Origin of the sequence: Frigoribacterium sp. 2-23 (assembly GCF_049601585.1) — a bacterium.
In the GTDB taxonomy this organism is placed as follows: Bacteria; Actinomycetota; Actinomycetes; order Actinomycetales; family Microbacteriaceae; genus Frigoribacterium.
Genome location: NZ_CP187126.1, coordinates 3194029 through 3213783 on the forward strand (window position 1 = coordinate 3194029; position 19755 = coordinate 3213783).

Genomic DNA, 19755 nt, shown 5'->3' on the forward strand with positions numbered 1-19755 from the left:
ACGTCGCGCGGGCTCCCGGCCCTCGATCGCGAGGCCGTAGCGTGGCGGCATGAGATCGATACCGCGCTGGGGCCGCCACGTCGTGGCGCCCGCTGCCGCCGCGGTCTATCTCGTGTTCTGGATCGCACAGTCCTGGGGCCGCGGCGGGGTGTTCGAGAACACCGTCGTGTTCGGGCTCTTCGCCCTCGCGATCGGGCTGGCCTATTGGATGCCCGTCACGAGTCTCGCGCTCACGCTCATCACGCCCGTGCTGCAGTTGATCGGGTTGATCGCACCGCCGTCCGACACGACCTGGCCGTCGTACGGCGCGGTCGGGTTCGTCATGTTCTTCGTCGCCCTGCGGCCGTCGCCGTGGCTGCGGTTCGGTGGCCTCGCCGTCGCCGCGGCCGTCGCCGCGATGGGCGCCTGGCTGATGGCCGTGCCGACGCTCGCCCGACCCGAGGTGTGGGGCTCCTGGGTCGGGTCGAACGGCGGGCTGTCCCTGCAGTTGTCGTTGCTGACCGCCAGCCTCTTCGGGGTCTATGCCGGGGCCTGGGCGGCCGGCTTCGCATTCGCGAGCTTCCGCCGCGTCCGCACGGTCAACCTCGCCCTCGTCGAGACCGAGTCGCGGGCGGAGGAGGCCGACTTCGAGCTGCGGCTCGCCCTCGACCGGGCCCGCATCTCGCGCGACGTGCACGACGCCCTGGCGCACTCGCTGGCCGTGGTGGTCTCGCAGGCGCAGGGCGCGATCGCACTGCGAGCCGTGCGGCCCGAGGTCGCCGACGAGTCGCTGCAGACCATCGCCGAGGTCGGGCGCACGGCGCTGCTCGACGTGCGGCGTCTCGTCGAACGCATCACCCAGGACGACGACGTGACGGCGCCCCGGCAGACGCTCGCCGACGTCGACACCCTGATCGCGAGCATGCGCGACCTGGGCATGGAGGTGACGGTCACCCGTCTGCGTCCCGAACCCGCGCCTCCGGAGCCGATCGCCTTGGCCCCGTCGCAGGAGCTCGCCGTGTATCGCATCGTCCAGGAGAGCCTCACGAACGCGCTGAAGCACGCGGGCACACCGAGTGTCGTCGGCGTCGTCATGGCGTGGACGACCGAGGGGTTCAGCGTGACGATCACGTCGTCGGGGCGCGGCGACCCGCTCGTCGCCGCTCGACGCGGGCCGGAGCGCGGGGCCGGCATCCGCGGCATGACCGAACGGGCGCGATTGGCCGGCGGGACACTGACCGCCGAGCCGAGCGACGACGGGGCCTCGTTCGTCGTGCGGCTGTTCGTGCCGGGTGGGCCCGTGTCGGCGGCGACCGCGTCCATCCCGTTGATGACGTCGGCGGGGCTGCGACCCGCTCGCCCGCGTCCTGCGGTCACCGTCGAGCCCGAGCCGTTCGGGCACCCGCGGGCGCCGCTGCCGCGCCCGAGCGCGCCTCGCGCCGTGGAGGTACCCGTCTCCGCTGCCGCACCCGGCGTCGCCGCCGGCCCCGGTGCCGCCGCGTCACCCAGTGTCACCGCCGCACCCGGCGTCACTGCATCACCCGGCGCGACTGCGTCACACCGCCCCACCGAGGAGAACCGTGCCTGAACCCGTCATCCGCGTCGCCGTCGTCGACGACCAGCCGCTCTTCGCCTCGGGTCTGAAGATGTTGATCGAGGCGCAGCCCGATCTCGCCTGCGTCGGCACCGCGCTCGACGGGCGCGAGGCGATCGACCTGGTCGAACGGGAGCACCCGGACGTCGTGCTGATGGACCTCCGCATGCCCGTGATGAACGGTCTCGAGGCGACGAGCCGGCTGCTCGAGGGCTCCGGTCCGGACGGGCCGCTGCGGGTCATCGCGCTGACCACGATCCAGCGCGACGAGGCCGTGTTCGGTGCGCTCAAGGCCGGTGCCTATGCCTTCCTGACGAAGGACGCGACGCCCGACGACGTGCTCACCACGATCCGTGCCGCTCACCACGGCGATCCGGTGCCCACGGCCTCCGCCGCGCTCGACGTCGTCCACGAGTTCGCCGTGTCGCGTCCGGCCGAGTCCGAGTCGCGCCGCGAGGCGCTGCTCGAACCGCTGTCGCCCCGCGAGCGCGAGATGTTCGCCCTGGTCGCCCGCGGGCTCAGCAACACCGAGATCGCGGCGAGCGCGTTCCTCAGCGAGGCCACCGTGAAGAGCCACGTGCGCGCGGTGCTCCAGAAGCTCGACATGCGCAACCGGGTGCAGATCGTCGTGTTCGCCTACGAGAACGGACTCGTGGGGTGACCGGATGAGCGCACCTCTCGTCTCGCGCGCCGAGCGCATCGCGAAGCGGATCACGATCGGCGTGGTCGCCGCCATCGTGGCGACCGTGATCGCGATCGGCATCCCGAACAAGGTCCCCTACCGCCTCGACGACCTGCCCGAGAAGAACCGGGCGGCGTGGACGATGCCCCTCGACGTGTATCTCGCCCCGGGGTACACCCGGGAGTCGTATGCGCAGGCCCTGCTCGTGCAGCCGTGTCTCGCCCAGGCCGGCTACACGGGGTACACCGTGCCCTGGCGAGACATCGACGCGGCCTCGCTTGCCCTCGATCGCGTACCGATCCGCGCGTTCGACCTCTCCGTCGCCCAGAAGCGTGGCTATCACATCGCGAATTCGGACGACCCCGGCCAGGCCAGCTGGGACGACTACACGAATCGCTACTACTCCGAGATCCCGGATCGGGTGCGGGAGAAGTGCGAGGCGGCGACGGGACTCGACTTCGAGTCGCAGACCTACGACGGCTTCCGGGCGAACGACCTGGTGAATCGACTCAGCAACGCGGCCTTCCTCGACGCACGCACCGACGACAAGGTCCAGGCCACGGTGCCCGCCTGGCGGCAGTGCATGTCGATCGCCGGGTATACCGATGCCGGGGAGAGCCCCGCGGACATGCCCACTCCCGACATGGCCTACGACTACTCCACGACCGACCCCACGACCCCGGTCTCGAAGTCCGAGAAGGAGGTCGCGATGACGGACGCCACCTGCCGGGACACCTCCGGCTACCTCGACGCCCTCTACGAGGCCGAGTGGGACCGGCAGCTCACCCTGCCGCGGGACCTGGCCGGGATCCTGCTCAAGGTCGACACGCGCCGACTCGCCGAGCACAAGGCGAAGATCGACGAGATCCTCTCGACGATGACACCGCCGCGGCCGTCCTAGGGCGCCGCGACGACGTCGGGTTCGACGGTCTCGGGTTCAGCAGCTCGGCGTTCGGAAGCTCGGGTCTCGGGCTCGCCTGTCGGGGTCGGGGCCGACGTCGCCCAGCCGACCCGCGCCTCCTCGGCTGTCGACGGCGAGGCCTGCCGAGGCGGCCTGCTCGCGAAGAGCACGGCCGCCACGATCACGCCGCCGGCGACGACCTCGAACAGGTCGGGCACCTCGCCGAAGAACAACCAGGACGACGCGACGCCGACCACCGGCACGAGCATCGAGAACGGCGCCACCATGCCCGAGGGGTAGGCGGCGAGCAGGCGGGTCCAGAGCCCGTAGCCGACCAGCGTCGCGACGACGACGATGTAGAGCAGGCCGATCACCGAGGGCAGCGCGGCCGTCGTCGCGACGGTCGACAGGCTCGCGCCGATGCGGTCGGGGCCCTCGATGATCCACGAGAGGGCGAACATCGGCAGCGGGGGCACGACCGACATCCACAGCGTGAGGTGCAGCGGGTTCGGGGCGGCCGCCTTGCGGACGGCGACGTTGCCGAACGCCCAGCCGAGCGCTCCGCAGAGCAGCAGGACGACGGGTAGCAGCGCCGCCACCTGCGACCGGTGGACCGCGATGGCCGCCAACGCGAGCACGGCGATCGCGATGCCGAGCGCCTGTCGGCGGGTGATCCGTTCGCGCAGCCAGATGCCGGCGATGACGACCGTGAACGGTGCCGATGCCTGCAGCACGAGCGAGGCGAGACCCGACGGCATGCCGGCGACCATGCCGAGGTACAGGAACGAGAACTGCAGGATTCCGAGACCGAGACCGACCCGGAGGAGCGGCCAGACCCCCACACGCGGCCGCGGCACGAACAGGATGGTCGGCACGGCCAGCAGGGCGAACCGTATCGCCACGAGCAGGAACGGCGGGAAGTGCTCGAGCGCCAACGCCGTCATCGGGAAGTTCACGCCCCACACGACGGCGACGATCACGGCGAGCAGGCGGTCGCGAAGGGTCATGCGATCATGCTGGCGGCTCCGGACCTTTCAGCACCAGCGCGATGATCGCAATCGTCCTTGTAGGGTGCCTTCATGGATGTCCAGCACCTCGCCCTGCTCCGCGAGCTCGCCGAGCGCGGCAGCGTCACCGAGGTCGCCCGCGCCACGCACCGATCGCCGAGTGCCGTCTCGCAGCAGTTGAAGACGCTCCAGCGTCAGGTCGGCGCCGAGCTGGTCCGACGCGTCGGCCGTGGCGTCGAGCTGACCGACGCGGGTCGTGCACTCGCCGCGAGTTCGATCAAGGTCGCGACCGCGATCGCGGAGGCGGAGGCGACCTGGGAGGCGTTCCGTCACGGGACGACCGGCCAGGTCACGATCGCGCTCTTCCCGTCAGCGGCCGAGCTGTTACTCCCGGGGTTGCTGCATCGCCTCGCCGCACACCCGGGCATCGAGGTCGAGATCATCGACAGCGACGTGTCCGAAGACGAGTTCGGCGCACTCGCCGCCGACGCCGACGTCGTGGTCGGACACCGATCGGACGGGCTCGCTCCCCCGGACCGCGCCTCCTTGTCGGTGATCGCGCTCCTGCGCGAACCGCTCGACATCGCGCTGCCGCTCGGCCACCCACTGGCCGGGGGCGAGAGCGTCACGCTGGACGACGTGATCGGCGAACCCTGGGTCGGCGTGCCGGCGGGGTACCCGATCGACCGCGTGCTGATGTCGATGGCGCTGCAGTCGGGGGTCGCTCCGCGGATCGTGCACCGGTCGATCCATCTGCCGCTGCTCGAGAACCTCGTCGCGGCGGGGCACGGCATCGCGCTGCTGCCGCGGTACACGTCGGGGGCGCGCGCCTCGGGGCGTCTGCATCTGGCGCGGCTGGAGAACATCCGGGCCGGACGCCAGATCGAGGCGCTGATGCGGCCGGATCGCGCCGCCCGCGGTGCCGTGCGCGTCGTCGTGGACGAGCTGCGCGCGGAGGCGGCCGCCGTCACCGCGTGACCGCCGCCTCGCGCGGCGGGCCCGGCACCCCGCGCGGGGGCCCGGCTCTCCGCGCAGCGGGCCCGGCACCCCGTTCTGATCAACGCACCTCGTTGTAACGCGGTGCATTGATCAGAACGAGGTGCCGGCGGCAGTACAGGCCGGCAGGCCGGCGGCCGGCGGCCGGCAGGCAGGCAGGCAGGCAGGCAGCGCCTAGCGCACGCCCTTCGTCGCGAGGAACGCGACCGGGTCGGTCGGCACCGAGTTCTTGCGAACCTCGAGGTGCAGGTGGCACCCGGTCGAGCCGCCCGCGGTGCCGACGCCGGCGATGTTCTGCCCGGCCGAGACCTGCTGGCCGGTGCGGACGTAGATGCCCGACGTCTCCATGTGCCCGTACGCGCTCGAGATCCCGCCGCCGTGGTCGACGACGATCAGGTTGCCGTAGCCCGAAGAAGGCCCGGCGTACGTCACCTTGCCGGCCGACACGGAGAAGATCGGCGTGCCGCAGGTCGCACCGAAGTCGGCCCCGGCGTGCAGACGCCAGTCGCCGTAGATCGGGTGCCAGCGCATCCCGTACGCCTGGTAGGTGCTGTAGTTGCGGATCGCGGTGACCCAGCCCGTGCCGGGGTCCGGTACCGACGTGCCCGGCCCGGGGCCGACGGGCGAGGTGCCGCCGCCTCCACCGACCGGGGGCTTCGGCTTCGCAGCGGCCGCGGCAGCCGCAGCGGCCTGAGCGGCGGCCCGCTCCGCCGCAGCCTTGGCGGCCGCCTCGGCCTGAGCCTGCGCATATGCGCCCTCGAGCGAGAGTCGCTGGTCGGTGAGCGCGGCCGCCTGGGCGGCCAGTGTCGCGCGCTCCTCGTCGACGGCGGCGAGGTCGTTCGCGGCGGTCTCGCTCGCGGCGGAGGCGTCGGCGAGCGCCGTCTCGGCCTCCTTGGCGAGCTTGTCCCGCTGGGCCAGCGCGACGGAGGCCTGGTTCGCCAGCGACGTCGCGAGGTTGTCGGCCACCACGGCCCGTTCGCGCAGCGCACCGATGTTCTCGCCGAGCTTGCTCGACATGCTGAGGCCGCGCAGCAGGTTCTCCGCGTCGTCGCCGGCGGCGAGCAGGTCGCCGGTCAGTCCGCCGCTCGACGGACGGGCCAGCAGCACGGCCGCCTGGCCGACGATCTTGCGTGCCGATTCGGCCGACGCCTTCGCCTCGTCGCTCTTCTGTTGCAGGGCGGCGTGCTCGCCGGTCGCCAGGTCGACGGCGGCCTGGGCCTCGCCGAGCAGCTTCCCGGCCTCGTCGGCCGCGGCCTGAGCCTGGGAGGCGCGGGTCGACGCCGCGTCGAGAGCCGTCTGGATCTGTGCGAGCGACTGCTTCGTCGCCGCCTCGTCGCCCCGAGCCGCGAGCACCGCGTCCCACGACGGCCCGGCCGCCTCGGCCCGACCGGGCGCGCCGAGGAGCACGGCGGAGGCGACGGTCAGCGCGAGCAGGGCGCCGAGGACGCCGGTGCGGCGGCTCGGGGCACGGCGCAGCGAGCGCGCGAGAGGAGCGGAGGAGGCGGTGGGGACGGAGTGGTGCATGGCTCTCTGTCTGTCGTCTGGCGGGAGTGTCGTCTGGCGGAAGTCGCTTGCCGGCGAGCACGACACGCTCACCGACAATCCAGGCTAACCGCCACCTGTCTGATAAGCCACATCGGTCACACCAGTCACAGTGTTATCCCCACCCCCAGAGGAGGGGACGGGCCGGAATCCCGGGCCGCGCCTCCTCGTGGGTCGCAGCCGGGGCACAGGCGTGTCCCCCATAAGGCCCCTGCGCGATCCGCGCCTCCCGTGTTTGCATGGAGCACCACCATCGACGGGGCATCTCGGCGGTGTCCGTCGCGATCCTCCCGACCGACCACCGAACAGGCTGCGATGTCCCGACTCCCCCGCCCGCGCCTCCTGCGCCGCGCCTCCGGATTCGTCGCGACCGCCGCCGTCATCGGCCTGCTCGCCGCGTGCACGGTGTCCCCCGATTCGAAGCGGGCCGACACGACGCCCACCCCGACGGTCACGGCCGATCCGGTGACGCCCGAGACGATCCGGACGGCTCCGAACACGAGTGTCTTCGCGGGCGGAATCGCCGTCGAACCGAACAGTCTCGCCGATCGCGCCGAGGCGTCCCTCACCTCGGACGGCAAGGAGGCGCAGGCTGCGGCGGCCGCGGACATCGCGCGCCGCCCCGTGGCGATGTGGATCGGAGACGGCTACACCGACGAACAGCTGTCGAAGGAGATCACCGACTACCTGGCGGCGGCCGAGCAGCAGCACAAGACGGCGGTGTTCGTGACGTATGCCATCCCGAACCGGGACTGCGGCGACTACTCCGCCGGCGGGCTCAGCGCCGACCGGTACGGCGCCTGGAACAGCAAGATCGTGGCGGAGCTGACCGGTCACCGCGCCGTCGTCATGATCGAACCCGACTCGCTCGCCATGCTGAGCAACTGCCCCGCCGAGGCGGATGTGCGCATCCCGCTGATCAAGGCAGCGGTGGAGCAGTACTCCGCTGCGGGCATCCCGGCGTACCTGGACGCGGGCAACTCGCACTGGGTCGAGCCGAAGCTGATGGCCGAACGGTTGCGGGCGGCGGGAGTCGAACAGGCGCGGGGCTTCTTCACGAACGTCGCGAGCTTCTACCCCGTCGACGACGAGCGCTCGTACGCGGGCAAGATCTCGGCCCTGACCGGCGGCTCGCACTTCGTGATCGACGTGTCGCGCAACGGCCAGGGTTGGAAGGGCACCTGGTGCAACCCCGACGGCGTCGGCCTCGGCCAGGACCCGCACGTCACCGGAGGGGGCGAGTCAAAACTCGACGCCCTGCTGTGGATCAAGACTCCGGGAATCAGCGACGGCACGTGCAACGGGGGGCCGGCCGCGGGCGAGTGGTTCCCGTCGTTCGCGCAGGGGCTCGTCGAGCGCAAGGCGGACTAGGCTCGCGGGGCTCGCTGGGCTCGCGGGCTGCGGCTTACTGCCGCCGGCGCAGCAGGTCGACGAACTCGTCCGCCATCGCGAGCTGCTGCTCGAGCTTGGTGCGCCGCTCGGTCGCCTGGGCGACGAACGCGGCCAGCTCGGCCCGCGCCTCCTGGTCGTCGGCATCGACGTCGAGACGGTCGACGACCCGCAGCAGCGCGGCCATCTCGTCGAGCGAGAAGCCGAGCGGCTTCATGCGGCGGATGACCATCAGCCGGGAGAAGTCGGCCTCGGTGTAGAGCCGGAACCCGCCCTCCGAGCGCCCGGTGGGCACCAGGAGGCCGACCTCGTCGTAATGACGGATCGTGCGCAACGACATGCCGGCCCGGTCGGCGAGCTCGCCGATCTGCATCATCACCGGGTGGTCCGTCACGAGGTCCTCCATCTCTACCCTCACGTAAGGGTAGGGTTGTGTGCGCGACGCATGCCGCCTCCCCCATTCTCGGTCAGGACGCCTGCGATCCGCGCCCCGCGCGACGATGCGCCCGATCTCATCCCCTCTCATCTTCTGGAGCATCCCTGTGTCCGATGACCCGCGCCTCCTTGGCGTCACTCCCCCACCCCGCGGCGGCACCGCTCGCCGCGTCGACCGCGACGACACCGTCTGGGGCGTGCTCCGCAACCCCCGACTGCTCACGCGGGAGGCGCTGGCCGGCATCGTCACCACGCTGGCACTCGTGCCGGAGGTGATCTCGTTCTCGGTCATCGCGGGCGTCGACCCGATGGTGAGCCTGGTCGCGTCGATCGTGCTCGCCCTCGTCATGTCGGTGCTGGGCGGTCGACCGGCGATGGTGACGGCGGCGGCGGGGTCCGTCGCGCTCGTGATCGCGCCGCTCGTCAAGGAGCACGGGGTCGAGTACGTGCTGCCGACGGTGGTGCTGGCAGGGCTCGTCCAGCTCGCGTTCGGGCTGGCGGGGCTCGCGCGTCTGATGAGGTTCATCCCGCGCTCGGTGATGATCGGGTTCGTCAATGCGCTCGGTGTGTTGATCTTCGTGGCGCAGGTGCCGCACGTCATCGATCAGCCGTGGGTCGTGTATCCGCTGTTCGCGCTGACGATCGGGATCGTGCTGCTGCTGCCGCGGGTGACGACGGTCGTGCCGGCTCCCCTGGTCGCGATCGTCGTGGTGACCGCGATCGTGCTGATCGGCGGACTCGACGTCACGGCGGTGGGCGACGAGGGGCGCGTCGGCGGCGGGCTGCCCGGACTGACCCCGTGGCTCGCCCCGTTCGACCTCACGACACTGTCGCTGATCTGGCCGACGGCGTTGAGCGTGGCTTTCGTCGGGCTGATGGAGACGTTGCTGACCGCCAAGCTCGTCGACGACCTGACGGACACCCCGTCGCACAAGGGCAAGGAGTCGTGGGCGCTCGGCGTCGCGAACATCGCGGCCGGGTTCTACGGCGGCATCGCGGGCTGCGCCATGATCGGGCAGACCGTCGTCAACGTGCGGATCGGACGCGCCCGCACCCGGGTGTCGACGATCGCCGCCGGATTGTTTCTGCTGTTGCTCGTGACGGGGCTGAGCGGGGTCATGGCGCGGATTCCGATGGTCGCATTGGCGGCCGTCATGATGATCGTCGCGATCACGACGGTCGACTGGCACAGCCTGCGGCCGGCGACGCTGCGGCGGATGCCCGTGCCCGAGACGCTCGTCATGGTGGTGACGGTCGGTGTCGTCGTCGCGACGAACAATCTCGCGGTCGGTGTCGCGGTCGGCGTGGTGCTCGCGATGGTGCTGTTCGCGCGGCGGGTCGCGCACGTGATCTCGGTCGAGCGGGTCGTCGGGGCTGCGGGTGCCGCGGGTGCCGCGGGTGCTGCGGGTGCCGCCGGTGCTGCCGGTGCGGCTGGCGCGTCGGATGTGACGGGTGTGGCGGGTGTGGCGGGTGTGGCGGGGGCCGGAGGCTCCGCGGCCGGGACGGGCAATCCCGCAAACGCTAATTCGGTTCAGACCGCAGGAAGCAGCACGGAAACCGGCGACCCCTCACATGCTCCTGCGGTTCAGACCGTAGGAAGCGAGACGAGGGCAGGGGGCCCCTCAACCCTTCCTGCGGTTCAGACCGCAGGAGGCAGCTCGGGGACGGGCGTTCCCTTACTGGCTCCTGCGCTTGAAACCGCAGGAGGCGGGACGGGGGCAGGTGATGCCTCAGACGATCCTGCGGTTCAGACCGTAGGAGCGGTTGTGGGGGATGGCGCAGCCACTGGGGGCGGCGCGGACGAGCCGACCCGCACCTCCTCGGCGGTCAGGTATGTCGTCACCGGGCCGCTGTTCTTCGGCAGCAGCAACGATCTCGTCGAACAGTTCTCGTATGCGGACGACCCGCCACACGTCGTCGTCGACCTCTCGGGCGCCCAGGTGTGGGACGCGTCATCGGTCGCGGCGCTCGACTCCATCGAGACGAAGTACCGCGAGCATGGCCGCAGCGTCACGTTCGAGGGACTCGACTCGCGGAGCACGGAGTTCCACGGACGCCTGACGGGCCGCCTGGGCGCCTAGCCCCGGCGGCGCGGCCGCTGCCGCTGCCGCTGCCGTCGCCGCGGCCGCCGCCCGCCGCCCGCTGCCCGCAAATTGCGACCATTTCGCCGCTCGACCTCACGGCGCGCCGCTCAAGAACCTCGTTCCGGCACGAAACGGTCGCAAATTTGCGACCGAACCAGACGAGGAGGCGCGGCGCGGGTCAGCTACCGATGCGGACGAAGTGGTGCGCTTGGTTCCAGATCGGCCGGACGCTCACGAAGCCACCGGGCTTCGGCGCATCGAGGATCATGCCGTTACCGGCATAGATGCCGTCGTGCGCATCGTTGTCGAACACGACGAGGTCGCCGGGGACGGCATCGGCCTGCGAGATCCGCGTGCCTGCGGCATCCTGGGACGGAACCCAGTGCGGGAGCGATATGCCGAACTGGGAATACACGAACGTCACGAGGCCGGAGCAGTCGAAGGCCGACGGGTCCTCACCGCCGTGGACGTAGGGCGTCCCGATGTACTGCAGCGCCACCGCGAACACCTGGCTGCGGTCGAGCGTCGAGTAGGTCGGGTTCGCGAGGTAGTCGGCCGTCGTCGGGCCGGTGTACGTGCTGTCGGCTCGCGCCTTCTTGTTCTGCAGCAGCTGCGTCTGGATGTCGACCACCGACGTCGCGCTGTAGGCGTCGCGACTCAGGTCGCTGTCGCTCACATCGCCGGCCGTGTAGTTCTGCCCATCCGAGGCCAGGGTCGACGACGGCATGCCGGGGGCGGCCTGGGCGCTCTGGTTCAGGGCACCCACCAGAGGCAGCGTGCCGCTCGCGGCGAATGCGACAGCGGCCGCGATCATGACGGTCTTCTTGGCGACGGTGCTCACGCGCCGCACGACGCCGACGGAGGCGCCCGGCGTCACGGGAGGCACAGCACCCACGGGGACGGACGCCCTCGCAGCAGCAGCGCCCGGACGAGCGACACCGCCCGAACCGGCAACAGCAGCACCGGCACCAGCAGCACCGGCACCGCGCACCGCCTGACGACGCCGACCAGACGCCGAACCGCTCGCGCGAGGCGCATCCACGGGCCCGGCCGCGGCCCGACGCCCGCGCGCCGTCGAGGCGTCGGACGTGACGAGCAGTTCAGGGACGACGAACGATGCGCGACGCGTGGCCGGCAACAGGTTCTTCTCCGACTTGCGTCCGGCTTCGGCCAGACGACGAGCCCGACGCTCCCCCATGACCGGCGCGGCCGGCTCGGCAACGACAAACGCAACAGCACCAGCAGGCGCAGCAGCAGCAGCAGCAGCAGGCGCAACAGCACCAGCAGGTGCAGACGAGGGCTCCGACGCCCCGGACATTCGGTCGGCTCGCGCGTTCTCCTGGTCGGAAGGTGTCCAGGAGGCGGTCGTCATCGCAGTTGTGTCCTAACGGGGGGCGGAAGGGAACGCCCGACCCTATCGCGCCCACCCTGGCGAACCAACCCCTCATCCCACTCATCGGAGACGTTTGTAGGGAACCACGACGATCGTTGTGGCGACCCACGACGAAGCTGAAGAAACTCTCGACGGTGGCGGCATCGTCCGCCGTCTGATTGGCTGCCCTCATGTCTGTGTCGATGGCTCTCACCCTGCGGTTGACGCGCCTCCTCCCGTCCACGACGGAGTCCGCCGATTCCGTCCACGGGGCAGTGACCGCGCGGAAGTCCGCTGCGGGCCCGCCCGCCGGGCTCCGCGCCACGGCGCACGTCACCGACACGGTCGTCGGCGGCTGGCCCGTCACCCGGGTCGCCCCGCGCTCGAACGCGACCGGTGCGCACCTCATCTATCTGCACGGCGGCGCCTACATCCAGCCGTTGATGCGCTGGCACTGGAGCATCGTCCGCGCCCTCGTGGCCGGCGGGGTCACCGTGTCGATGCCGCACTACGGTCTCGCACCGGCGCACCACGCCGACGAGGCCTACGCGATGCTCGACGAGCTGTACGACGACCTCGCCTCGTCGGGCCACCCGGTGGCGGTCGGGGGAGACAGCGCCGGCGGAGGACTCGCGGTCGGTTTCGCGCTCCGGGTGCGCGACCAGCGCCTCCAGGGGTCGTCCCGGCCGACGCCGTCGTCGTTGCTGCTCATCGCGCCCTGGCTGGACGTGACGATGTCCGACCCGGCGGCCGAGGCCCTCGAGAGGGGTGATCCGCTGCTCGGTATCGCGGGCCTCCGCGAGGCGGGTCTCCTCTGGGCCGGAGCCACCGACCCGAAAGATCCCCAGATCAGCCCCCTGTTCGGAGATCTACACGGACTACCGCCGATCCACATCACGCAGGGCGATCGCGACGTGCTGCTTCCCGACGTCAAGACGTTCGCGCGGCGCGTGACCGACGCCGGCGGCGAGGTCGAGCTGCGCATCACCAAGGGGGCGTTCCACGTCTTCGTCGGTGCACCGTGGACTCCGGAGGCGCGGCGTGCGTTCCGCAGGATGCGTACCGCCCTGCGCCCCTAGTCCCGCACCCTCGGCACACTTCTCGACGAGATGACCCGTCGGGCTGATGTTGCGACGGAACATCGACCGAACGGGTCACATCGTCGGGGTGGCCGGCGGCGTCTGCCGCCGCCGGGCACGTCGGCGCTCGCGCCAGCTCGGGCGCGGCGCGTCAGCCGCAGCCGCAGCAGCCGCGCGGCGCTCCACGCGGCGCGCCTCCCACCTCGATACCTCCGCGTCGACGTCGCGCAGGGGAGTGACCACCGGAGGGCCGCCGCTCAGCTGGCGCCGCGCCTCCGTGATCCGGGCGTTGAAGTCGTCGAGGTGCGCCCGGACGGCCTTCTCGGTGTGCAGCGCGTCGAGCGCGGCGTCGAGCTGCTGGTTCTCGCTGCGCAACGACAACGCCGGGGGAGCGAGCCCGGTCAGGTTCTCGCGTTCGATGAGCCCGCGGATCCACCAGTCCGGGTCGACCGTGTCACCGGCCAGATTGGGCAGGGGCTTGCCGGCGCCGGGCAGGTCGTCGAAGTCGCCGCGCGCGATGGCGAGGTCGATCGCGGTTCGCGCCCAGGCCCGCATCTCCGCGGCCGTCCGATTGTCGATCGGGGCATCCGCGGGCGGGGCCTCGCCGTCGATCCGATAGCGCAGTGCGTCGAGCCGGGCGTCACCGGCGGCACGTGCCCGCGAGGGCGCCTGGCCGGAGTCGCGCGAGGGCCCGTCCGGCCTGGGGGAGTCCGCCGGTCTCGCTGTCATCGCCCGCGCCTCCTGCGCTCGTCGCCTGTCGGGTACGCGGAGACGATACGCCGCACCCCCGAACGATGTGTCGCGTCGGGTTGATGTTCGCGCCGAACACCCACCCGACGCGACACATCGATGCGGGGGAGGGAGGAGGAGACGAGAGGGAACTACTGGAACGAGGCCGCGACGCCGTTGCGGTGGTAGTCGAACACGATGCTCGTGCGGGTCGACGCGACGCTGGGCTGGGCCGACAGGTGCTCGACGACGAAGCGGCGCACGTCGGACGAGTCCGCGACCGAGATGTGCACCATGAAGTCGTCCGTCCCGCCCAGGAAGAACACCTGCAGCACCTCGGGCAGTCGCCGGACCTCCTCGGAGAACGCGACGATGCTCGCCTGTCGCGCTCCGGGACGCAGGGTGACGCCGATCACCGCCTGCAGGGTCAGGCCGAGTGCGCGCTGGTCGATGCTCGCGAGAAAGCCCGTGATGACGCCACGGTCGGTGAGCGACTTGAGTCGCACGCTGGCGGTCGACGGCGCGATGCCGACCGCGGCCGCGAGCGCCGCGTTCGAGATGCGTCCATCCGTCTTCAGCACCTCGAGGAGGCGCAGGTCGAGTTCGTCGATATCGCCGGAGTCTCGAAGATCGTTCGTCAGATCACTCACGAGAGGTCATTCTGCCAAATGAGCCGCGCCTCCTGGGTCAATCCAGCGAATCTTCTTCGCCGGAAATGTCGATGTAACGAACGAGCAGAAGCATGGTCGCAACGGCTCACGCCGCCTCGAGACCTGCCTCACGGCACCAGCTGAACGGAGACGACCATGCGCGTCGGTATCCCCACCGAGATCAAGAACAACGAGAACCGCGTCGCCATCACGCCGGCCGGCGTCGACGCCCTCGTCCGTCGCGGGCACGAGGTGCTCGTCGAAAGCGGCGCCGGGCTCGGCTCCCGCATCACCGACGGCGACTACATCGCGGCCGGCGCCCGCATCGTGGCGACCGCCGACGAGGTGTGGTCGGCCGCCGACCTGCTGCTCAAGGTGAAGGAGCCGATCGCGGCCGAGTACCCGCGCCTGCGCTCCGACCAGGTGCTGTTCACGTACCTGCACCTCGCCGCCGATCCCGAGCTCACGACGGCACTACTCGACAGCGGCACCACGGCGCTGGCCTACGAGACCGTCCAGCTGCCCGACCGCTCTCTGCCGCTGCTCTCGCCGATGAGCGAGGTCGCCGGTCGCCTCTCGATCACGGTCGGTGCGTACCACCTGATGCGCGCCTCCGGGGGTCGCGGAACCCTGCTCGGCGGCGTCCCCGGCACACCGAAGGCCAAGGTCGTCGTGATCGGCGGGGGAGTGGCGGGCGAGCACGCCGCCGCGAACGCCCTCGGGCTCGGCGCCGACGTGACGATCGTCGACCTCTCGCTGCCGCGCCTCCGCGATCTCGAGAAGCGCTTCGGAGGCGCGATCCAGACCCGGCACTCGTCGCCCTACGAGATCGCGGCACAGGTGCGGGACGCAGATCTCGTCGTGGGGTCGGTGCTGATCCCCGGCGCCGCGGCGCCCAAGCTCGTCACCGACGAGATGGTCGCGGGGATGAAGCCGGGCGCGGTGCTCGTCGACATCGCGATCGACCAGGGCGGCTGCTTCGAGGGGTCGCACCCGACGACGCACGACGCCCCGACGTTCGCCGTGCACGACACCGTGTACTACTGCGTGGCGAACATGCCCGGAGCGGTGCCCGAGACGTCGACCCGGGCCCTGACGAACGCGACGCTGCCGTACGTGATCGCCCTGGCGGACAAGGGGTGGGAGGCCGCGACGGCCGACGACGACGCCCTGGCCCGCGGGCTCAACGTCGTCGACGGCCGCGTGACGAACGCCGGGGTCGCGGCCGCGCTCGGCCTCGAGCTCGCGCCCTGAGACACCCCCCTCGAACGACGTGACCCGTTCGGCTGATGTTCGCGAGGAACATCGACCGAACGGGTCACCTCGTTGGGGGAATCAGCTCCGAGCGCCCATCAGGTGCTCGACGGCGAGCTGCTGCAGGCGCACGAAGCCGAAGCCCTTGCCTCCGAAGTACGCGTCGGTGTCGAAGTCCTCGAACGCACCGCGGTCGGCGAGCAGGGCATCGTACGTCTCGCCCGAGTCGAGGGTGGGGACACCCAGTTCGGCGACCTTCGAGGCAGCCAGCGCCTCCTGCACCTCGGGGTCGGCGCGGAAGGCCTGCGCGCGCTCCTTGAGCAGCAGGTACATGCGCATGTTCGCGGCGGCCGATGCCCAGACGCCGTCGATCGACTCGGTACGCGACGGCTTGTAGTCGAAGTGACGGGGGCCGGTGTACGCGGGACCGCCCTGGGGAGCACCGTGCTCGAGCAGGTCGACGAGCGAGAACGCGTTCTGCAGGTCGCCGTGGCCGAAGACGAGGTCCTGGTCGTACTTGATGCCGCGCTGACCGTTGAGGTCGATGTGGAACAGCTTTCCCTGGTACAGCGCCTGCGCGATGCCGGCCGTGAAGTTCAGCCCGGCCATCTGCTCGTGCCCGACCTCGGGGTTCACGCCCGCCATCTCGGGGTGCTCGAGCGTCTCGATGAACGCGATCGCGTGGCCGAGCGTGGGCAGCAGGATGTCGCCGCGGGGCTCGTTCGGCTTCGGCTCGATCGCGAAGCGCAGGCCGTAGCCCTTGTCGATCACGTACTGCGAGAGCAGGTCGACGGCCTCTTTGTAGCGCGACAGGGCCGCCTGCACGTCTTTGGCGCTGTCGTACTCGGCACCCTCGCGGCCACCCCACATGACGAAGGTCTCGGCGCCCAGCTCGGCGGCGAGGTCGATGTTGCGGAGCACCTTGCGCAGGGCGAAGCGGCGCACGGCGCGGTCGTTCGAGGTGAAGCCGCCGTCCTTGAAGACGGGCGCGCTGAACAGGTTGGTCGTGACCATCGGCACGATGATGCCGGTCGCGTCGAGGGCACCCTTGAGGCGGTCGATCTGCGTCTGGCGTTCGGCCTCGGTGGAGCCGAACGCGAACAGGTCGTCGTCGTGGAAGGTCAGCCCGTAGGCACCGAGCCGGTCGAGGTTCTCGACGGCCTCGACGACGTCGAGCGCGGGTCGGGTGGGGCCGCCGAACGGGTCGGCTCCGTTGTACCCGATCGTCCAGAGGCCGAACGAGAACTTGTCTTCGCGGGTGGGAGTGAGCGACATCGGTGTCTTCTTTCTCTAGGGGGTGACGACGACGACGTCGCCGGAGGCAGGAGGGGCGCACGCGAACACGCCGAATTGTTGTGGAGCCAAACATATACCTTTCGTCTGTCGGCCGCCACGGATACGATCTCCCCATGAGCGATCCGCTGGCAGCGCTGCCACCCGAGACCACCGACCCCGAACGCCCCGGCGACGACGCGGGCTCGAACTGGTCGTCGACGTACTCGTACGGGGCCGCGTGGCTCGTCGAGGCCACCTCGATCGACGAGGTGAAGGAGGCGGTGGCCGGCTCCGATCGCGTCCGGGCGCTCGGCACGAGGCACTCGTTCAACGACATCGCCGACAGCACCGGCACCCTGGTCACGGTCACGTCGATCGACCCCGATCCCGTGCTCGACGTCGCCGCCGACGGCCGCAGCGCCACGGTGACCGTCGGCGCCGGCACCCGCTACGGCGTCGTCGCGACCTTCCTCGAGACGAACGGCTGGGCCCTGCACAACATGGGCTCGCTGCCGCACATCTCCGTCGCCGGGGCGATCTCGACCGGCACCCACGGCTCCGGTCACGGCAACGGAGCGCTCGCGACCGCCGTCCGGGCGCTCGACGTCGTCGGCCCCACCGGCGAGCTCGTCCGCTACGAGCGGGGCGACGCCGACTTCGACGGAGCCCTCGTCGCACTCGGCACGCTCGGCGTCGTCGTGCGGGTCACGCTCGACGTGCAGCCGAGCTACCGCATGCGCCAGGACGTCTACACCGGCCTCAGTTGGGACGCCCTGCTCTCGGACGTCGACCTCGTGACCGGCCTCGCCTACAGCGTCAGCGTCTTCGGCCACTGGGGCGAGGACGGTCTGCGCGTCTGGGCGAAGTCGCGCGTGCCCGAGGGCGCCGACACGATCGAGATGCCCGAGACCGTGCTCGATGCGATCCTCGACCCGACGTCCACGCAGACGCTCGCGCCGGGCGTCGAGGGCAACCTCACCGAACAAGGAGGCGCGGTGTCGGCCTGGCTGCACCGCCTCCCGCACTTCCGCCTCGACTCGACGCCCAGCAACGGCGACGAGATCCAGTCCGAGTTCAGCGTGGACCGTCGCGACGGTGCCGCCGCCCTCGCCGCCGTCCGTGCGCTGGCCGACCGCATCGACCCGTTGCTCGTCGTGACGGAGCTGCGCACGGCCGCCGCCGACGGCCTGTGGCTGAGCGAGTTCTACGAGCGCGACGCGCTGCTGCTGCACTTCACCTGGAAGAACGAGCCCGACGCCGTGCTCGAGGCCGTGCGCGAAGTGCAGCGCGCCCTCGCGCCGTTCGCCGCCCGCCCGCACTGGGGCAAGGTCTTCGACGAGGAGCTCGTCGACTTCGACGCGCTGTACCCGCGCATCGCCGACGCCCGGGCGCTCGCCCGCCGGGTCGACCCCGACGGGACGTTCCACAACTCGTACCTCGACCGCACACTGTTCCAGGGAGACGCCCGCTGATGACCGATCGCACTGGTGACCTGCACGACGCGACCGGCGTCGGCGACGTGAGCCGCGCCTCCTCGGTATCGTCGGCGGCCTCGGACTCGCGGCCGGTCAGCGGGGCGCAGTACGCGATCCGCTCGGGCGGGTACGCGGCGACGATCGCGTCCGTCGGGGCGACGCTGCGCACGCTCACGTTCGAGGGGCGCGACCTCGTCGTGCCGTTCGAGGCGGACGAGCTGCGGCCCGCCTTCCGGGGAGCGACGCTCGCGCCGTGGCCGAACCGCGTCGTCGACGGCACGTACGAGTTCGACGGCGAGGAGCGGCAGCTCGCCCTCACCGAGCCGTCGCGCGGGCACGCGCTGCACGGACTCGTCGGCTGGCTCGACTTCGCCGCCGCCCGGGTCGACGACGACCGCGTGGAGCTGGTCGCGACGATCGAGCCGCAGCAGGGCTACCCGACCCGGGTGGAGGTGCGGGTCGAGTTCTCCGTCTCGGCCGCCGGCCTCGAGACGGTCGTCACCGGCACCAACGTCTCGGCGAGCGCGGCGCCCTGGGGCGTCGGGCCGCACCCGTACCTGGTCGCGGGGCCCGGGCACGTCGACGACTGGCTGCTGGAGCTGCCCGCATCGACCGTCGCCCTGATCGAGGGGGAGCGGCTGCTTCCGGCCGGGCTCGCCCTCGTAGAGGCGACGGAGTTCGACTTCCGGGAGCCGCGCCTCCTCGGGGACGTGTTCATCGATCATGCGTTCAGCAGTGTCACGCGGGCCGGGGGTGCCGACTCGGTCGGCGGTGAGGGTGGCGGTGACGCGACCGTGACGGTGACGACGGCGGACGGGTCGGGTGTGGCGATCTCGTTCGGGCCGGAGTTGCCGTGGGTCCAGGTGCACACGGCCGATCAGCCCGACGTCGCGGTGTCGCGCATCGGACTCGCCGTCGAGCCGATGACCTGCCCGCCCGACGCGTTCAGCACCGGCGACGACCTCGTGCGGCTCGAGCCGGGCGAGTCGCACCGCGCCGCCTGGACGATCTCCGCCGTCGTGTAGCGCCGCCGGGCCGCGCCGTTCGCAGCAGCGGCGGCGGTTCGTGCTGGCGGCTGTGGTCTGCGCGCGTGGCTGCTCCGCACTTTGCGACCGTTTCGCAATTTGCGACCGTTTCGCGCCTCCTCGCGCCATCCGCCCCGCACAACGCGACCGTTTCGCAATTTGCGACCATTTCGACCCCCGTCAGGGCACCCCGCGCGCCAAACGGTCGCAAATTGCGAAAAACCCGCCGCGAGAACACCCGCACCTCTGCGCCCGCGCACCCGCACCTCTGCGCCCGCACACCCGCC

Annotated in this window: 17 protein-coding genes; 10 read left to right on the forward strand and 7 right to left on the reverse strand. The window is 71.2% G+C overall.

The window, feature by feature from the left end:
• Positions 1-49 precede the first annotated feature (49 nt).
• From ACPEEZ_RS15020 to ACPEEZ_RS15030, 3 genes are read left to right on the forward strand one after another with little or no spacing between them, the layout of a single operon-like run.
• On the forward strand, positions 50-1567 hold the full coding sequence (locus tag ACPEEZ_RS15020) for a sensor histidine kinase (RefSeq protein ID WP_423920843.1): 1518 nt from the start codon (positions 50-52) through the stop codon (positions 1565-1567).
• Positions 1560-2234: a response regulator gene (locus tag ACPEEZ_RS15025; RefSeq protein ID WP_423920846.1), complete on the forward strand. Its 675-nt coding sequence runs from the start codon at positions 1560-1562 to the stop codon at positions 2232-2234. The genes ACPEEZ_RS15020 and ACPEEZ_RS15025 overlap by 8 nt, the downstream gene beginning before the upstream one ends.
• A 4-nt stretch (positions 2235-2238) precedes the next feature.
• On the forward strand, positions 2239-3156 hold the full coding sequence (locus ACPEEZ_RS15030) for a hypothetical protein (RefSeq protein WP_423920849.1): 918 nt from the start codon (positions 2239-2241) through the stop codon (positions 3154-3156).
• Here ACPEEZ_RS15030 and ACPEEZ_RS15035 read toward each other — a convergent pair.
• Complete coding sequence (locus ACPEEZ_RS15035) at positions 3153-4163, reverse strand: EamA family transporter (RefSeq protein ID WP_423920852.1); 1011 nt, start codon at positions 4161-4163, stop codon at positions 3153-3155. The genes ACPEEZ_RS15030 and ACPEEZ_RS15035 overlap by 4 nt on opposite strands.
• A 72-nt stretch (positions 4164-4235) precedes the next feature.
• On the opposite strand from ACPEEZ_RS15035, the gene ACPEEZ_RS15040 reads away from it, so the two are divergent.
• A complete protein-coding gene (locus ACPEEZ_RS15040; RefSeq protein ID WP_423920855.1) occupies positions 4236-5141 on the forward strand; it encodes a LysR family transcriptional regulator in 906 nt (301 codons plus the stop codon).
• 192 nt (positions 5142-5333) lie between these two features.
• Here ACPEEZ_RS15040 and ACPEEZ_RS15045 read toward each other — a convergent pair whose 3' ends face one another.
• A complete protein-coding gene (locus ACPEEZ_RS15045; RefSeq protein ID WP_423920857.1) occupies positions 5334-6683 on the reverse strand; it encodes a peptidoglycan DD-metalloendopeptidase family protein in 1350 nt (449 codons plus the stop codon).
• A gap of 333 nt (positions 6684-7016) precedes the next feature.
• Between ACPEEZ_RS15045 and ACPEEZ_RS15050 the strand changes: the two genes are divergently transcribed.
• A complete protein-coding gene (locus tag ACPEEZ_RS15050; protein WP_423920860.1) occupies positions 7017-8072 on the forward strand; it encodes a glycoside hydrolase family 6 protein in 1056 nt (351 codons plus the stop codon).
• Between the two features lie 34 nt (positions 8073-8106).
• Here the strand turns inward: ACPEEZ_RS15050 and ACPEEZ_RS15055 are convergent, their stop codons facing one another.
• Positions 8107-8466, reverse strand: a complete 360-nt coding sequence (locus ACPEEZ_RS15055; RefSeq protein WP_423924298.1) for a MerR family transcriptional regulator — start codon at positions 8464-8466, stop codon at positions 8107-8109.
• Positions 8467-8632: 166 nt separating this feature from the next.
• On the opposite strand from ACPEEZ_RS15055, the gene ACPEEZ_RS15060 reads away from it, so the two are divergent.
• Positions 8633-10606: a SulP family inorganic anion transporter gene (locus ACPEEZ_RS15060; RefSeq protein ID WP_423920863.1), complete on the forward strand. Its 1974-nt coding sequence runs from the start codon at positions 8633-8635 to the stop codon at positions 10604-10606.
• Positions 10607-10787: 181 nt separating this feature from the next.
• Here ACPEEZ_RS15060 and ACPEEZ_RS15065 read toward each other — a convergent pair whose 3' ends face one another.
• Entirely contained in the window at positions 10788-11981 is a 1194-nt protein-coding gene (locus ACPEEZ_RS15065) for a C40 family peptidase (RefSeq protein WP_423920866.1), read from the reverse strand.
• Positions 11982-12184: 203 nt separating this feature from the next.
• On the opposite strand from ACPEEZ_RS15065, the gene ACPEEZ_RS15070 reads away from it, so the two are divergent.
• On the forward strand, positions 12185-13060 hold the full coding sequence (locus ACPEEZ_RS15070; RefSeq protein ID WP_423920868.1) for an alpha/beta hydrolase fold domain-containing protein: 876 nt from the start codon (positions 12185-12187) through the stop codon (positions 13058-13060).
• 75 nt (positions 13061-13135) lie between these two features.
• Here the strand turns inward: ACPEEZ_RS15070 and ACPEEZ_RS15075 are convergent, their stop codons facing one another.
• On the reverse strand, positions 13136-13789 hold the full coding sequence (locus tag ACPEEZ_RS15075; RefSeq protein ID WP_423920871.1) for a DUF1992 domain-containing protein: 654 nt from the start codon (positions 13787-13789) through the stop codon (positions 13136-13138).
• A gap of 152 nt (positions 13790-13941) precedes the next feature.
• A complete protein-coding gene (locus ACPEEZ_RS15080; RefSeq protein ID WP_423920873.1) occupies positions 13942-14439 on the reverse strand; it encodes an Lrp/AsnC family transcriptional regulator in 498 nt (165 codons plus the stop codon).
• A 156-nt stretch (positions 14440-14595) separates the two neighbouring features.
• Between ACPEEZ_RS15080 and ald the strand changes: the two genes are divergently transcribed.
• Positions 14596-15693: an alanine dehydrogenase gene (ald, locus tag ACPEEZ_RS15085; RefSeq protein ID WP_423920876.1), complete on the forward strand. Its 1098-nt coding sequence runs from the start codon at positions 14596-14598 to the stop codon at positions 15691-15693.
• Between the two features lie 81 nt (positions 15694-15774).
• On the opposite strand, the gene xylA is transcribed toward ald, so the two are convergent.
• Positions 15775-16968, reverse strand: coding sequence for a xylose isomerase (gene xylA / locus ACPEEZ_RS15090; RefSeq protein WP_423920879.1), 1194 nt, complete (start codon positions 16966-16968; stop codon positions 15775-15777).
• 134 nt (positions 16969-17102) lie between these two features.
• Here xylA and ACPEEZ_RS15095 point away from each other — a divergent pair, with 134 nt between their 5' ends.
• Complete coding sequence (locus ACPEEZ_RS15095; protein ID WP_423920882.1) at positions 17103-18440, forward strand: D-arabinono-1,4-lactone oxidase; 1338 nt, start codon at positions 17103-17105, stop codon at positions 18438-18440.
• Positions 18440-19468 (forward strand): aldose 1-epimerase family protein, encoded by a 1029-nt coding sequence (locus ACPEEZ_RS15100; protein WP_423920885.1) that lies wholly within the window; start codon positions 18440-18442, stop codon positions 19466-19468. The genes ACPEEZ_RS15095 and ACPEEZ_RS15100 overlap by 1 nt, the downstream gene beginning before the upstream one ends.
• Positions 19469-19755: the final 287 nt, after the last annotated feature.

Bases quoted from the DNA above. Each gene is read 5' to 3' on its own strand.
- ACPEEZ_RS15020 (WP_423920843.1), top strand. From the start codon at position 50: ATGAGATCGATACCGCGCTGGGGCCGCCACGTCGTGGCGCCCGCTGCC.
- ACPEEZ_RS15030 (WP_423920849.1), top strand. From the start codon at position 2,239: ATGAGCGCACCTCTCGTCTCGCGCGCCGAGCGCATCGCGAAGCGGATC.
- ACPEEZ_RS15035 (WP_423920852.1), bottom strand. From the start codon at position 4,163: ATGACCCTTCGCGACCGCCTGCTCGCCGTGATCGTCGCCGTCGTGTGG.
- ACPEEZ_RS15040 (WP_423920855.1), top strand. From the start codon at position 4,236: ATGGATGTCCAGCACCTCGCCCTGCTCCGCGAGCTCGCCGAGCGCGGC.
- ACPEEZ_RS15045 (WP_423920857.1), bottom strand. From the start codon at position 6,683: ATGCACCACTCCGTCCCCACCGCCTCCTCCGCTCCTCTCGCGCGCTCG.
- ACPEEZ_RS15050 (WP_423920860.1), top strand. From the start codon at position 7,017: ATGTCCCGACTCCCCCGCCCGCGCCTCCTGCGCCGCGCCTCCGGATTC.
- ACPEEZ_RS15055 (WP_423924298.1), bottom strand. From the start codon at position 8,466: ATGATGCAGATCGGCGAGCTCGCCGACCGGGCCGGCATGTCGTTGCGC.
- ACPEEZ_RS15065 (WP_423920866.1), bottom strand. From the start codon at position 11,981: ATGACGACCGCCTCCTGGACACCTTCCGACCAGGAGAACGCGCGAGCC.
- ACPEEZ_RS15070 (WP_423920868.1), top strand. From the start codon at position 12,185: ATGGCTCTCACCCTGCGGTTGACGCGCCTCCTCCCGTCCACGACGGAG.
- ACPEEZ_RS15075 (WP_423920871.1), bottom strand. From the start codon at position 13,789: ATGACAGCGAGACCGGCGGACTCCCCCAGGCCGGACGGGCCCTCGCGC.
- ald (WP_423920876.1), top strand. From the start codon at position 14,596: ATGCGCGTCGGTATCCCCACCGAGATCAAGAACAACGAGAACCGCGTC.
- xylA (WP_423920879.1), bottom strand. From the start codon at position 16,968: ATGTCGCTCACTCCCACCCGCGAAGACAAGTTCTCGTTCGGCCTCTGG.
- ACPEEZ_RS15095 (WP_423920882.1), top strand. From the start codon at position 17,103: ATGAGCGATCCGCTGGCAGCGCTGCCACCCGAGACCACCGACCCCGAA.
- ACPEEZ_RS15100 (WP_423920885.1), top strand. From the start codon at position 18,440: ATGACCGATCGCACTGGTGACCTGCACGACGCGACCGGCGTCGGCGAC.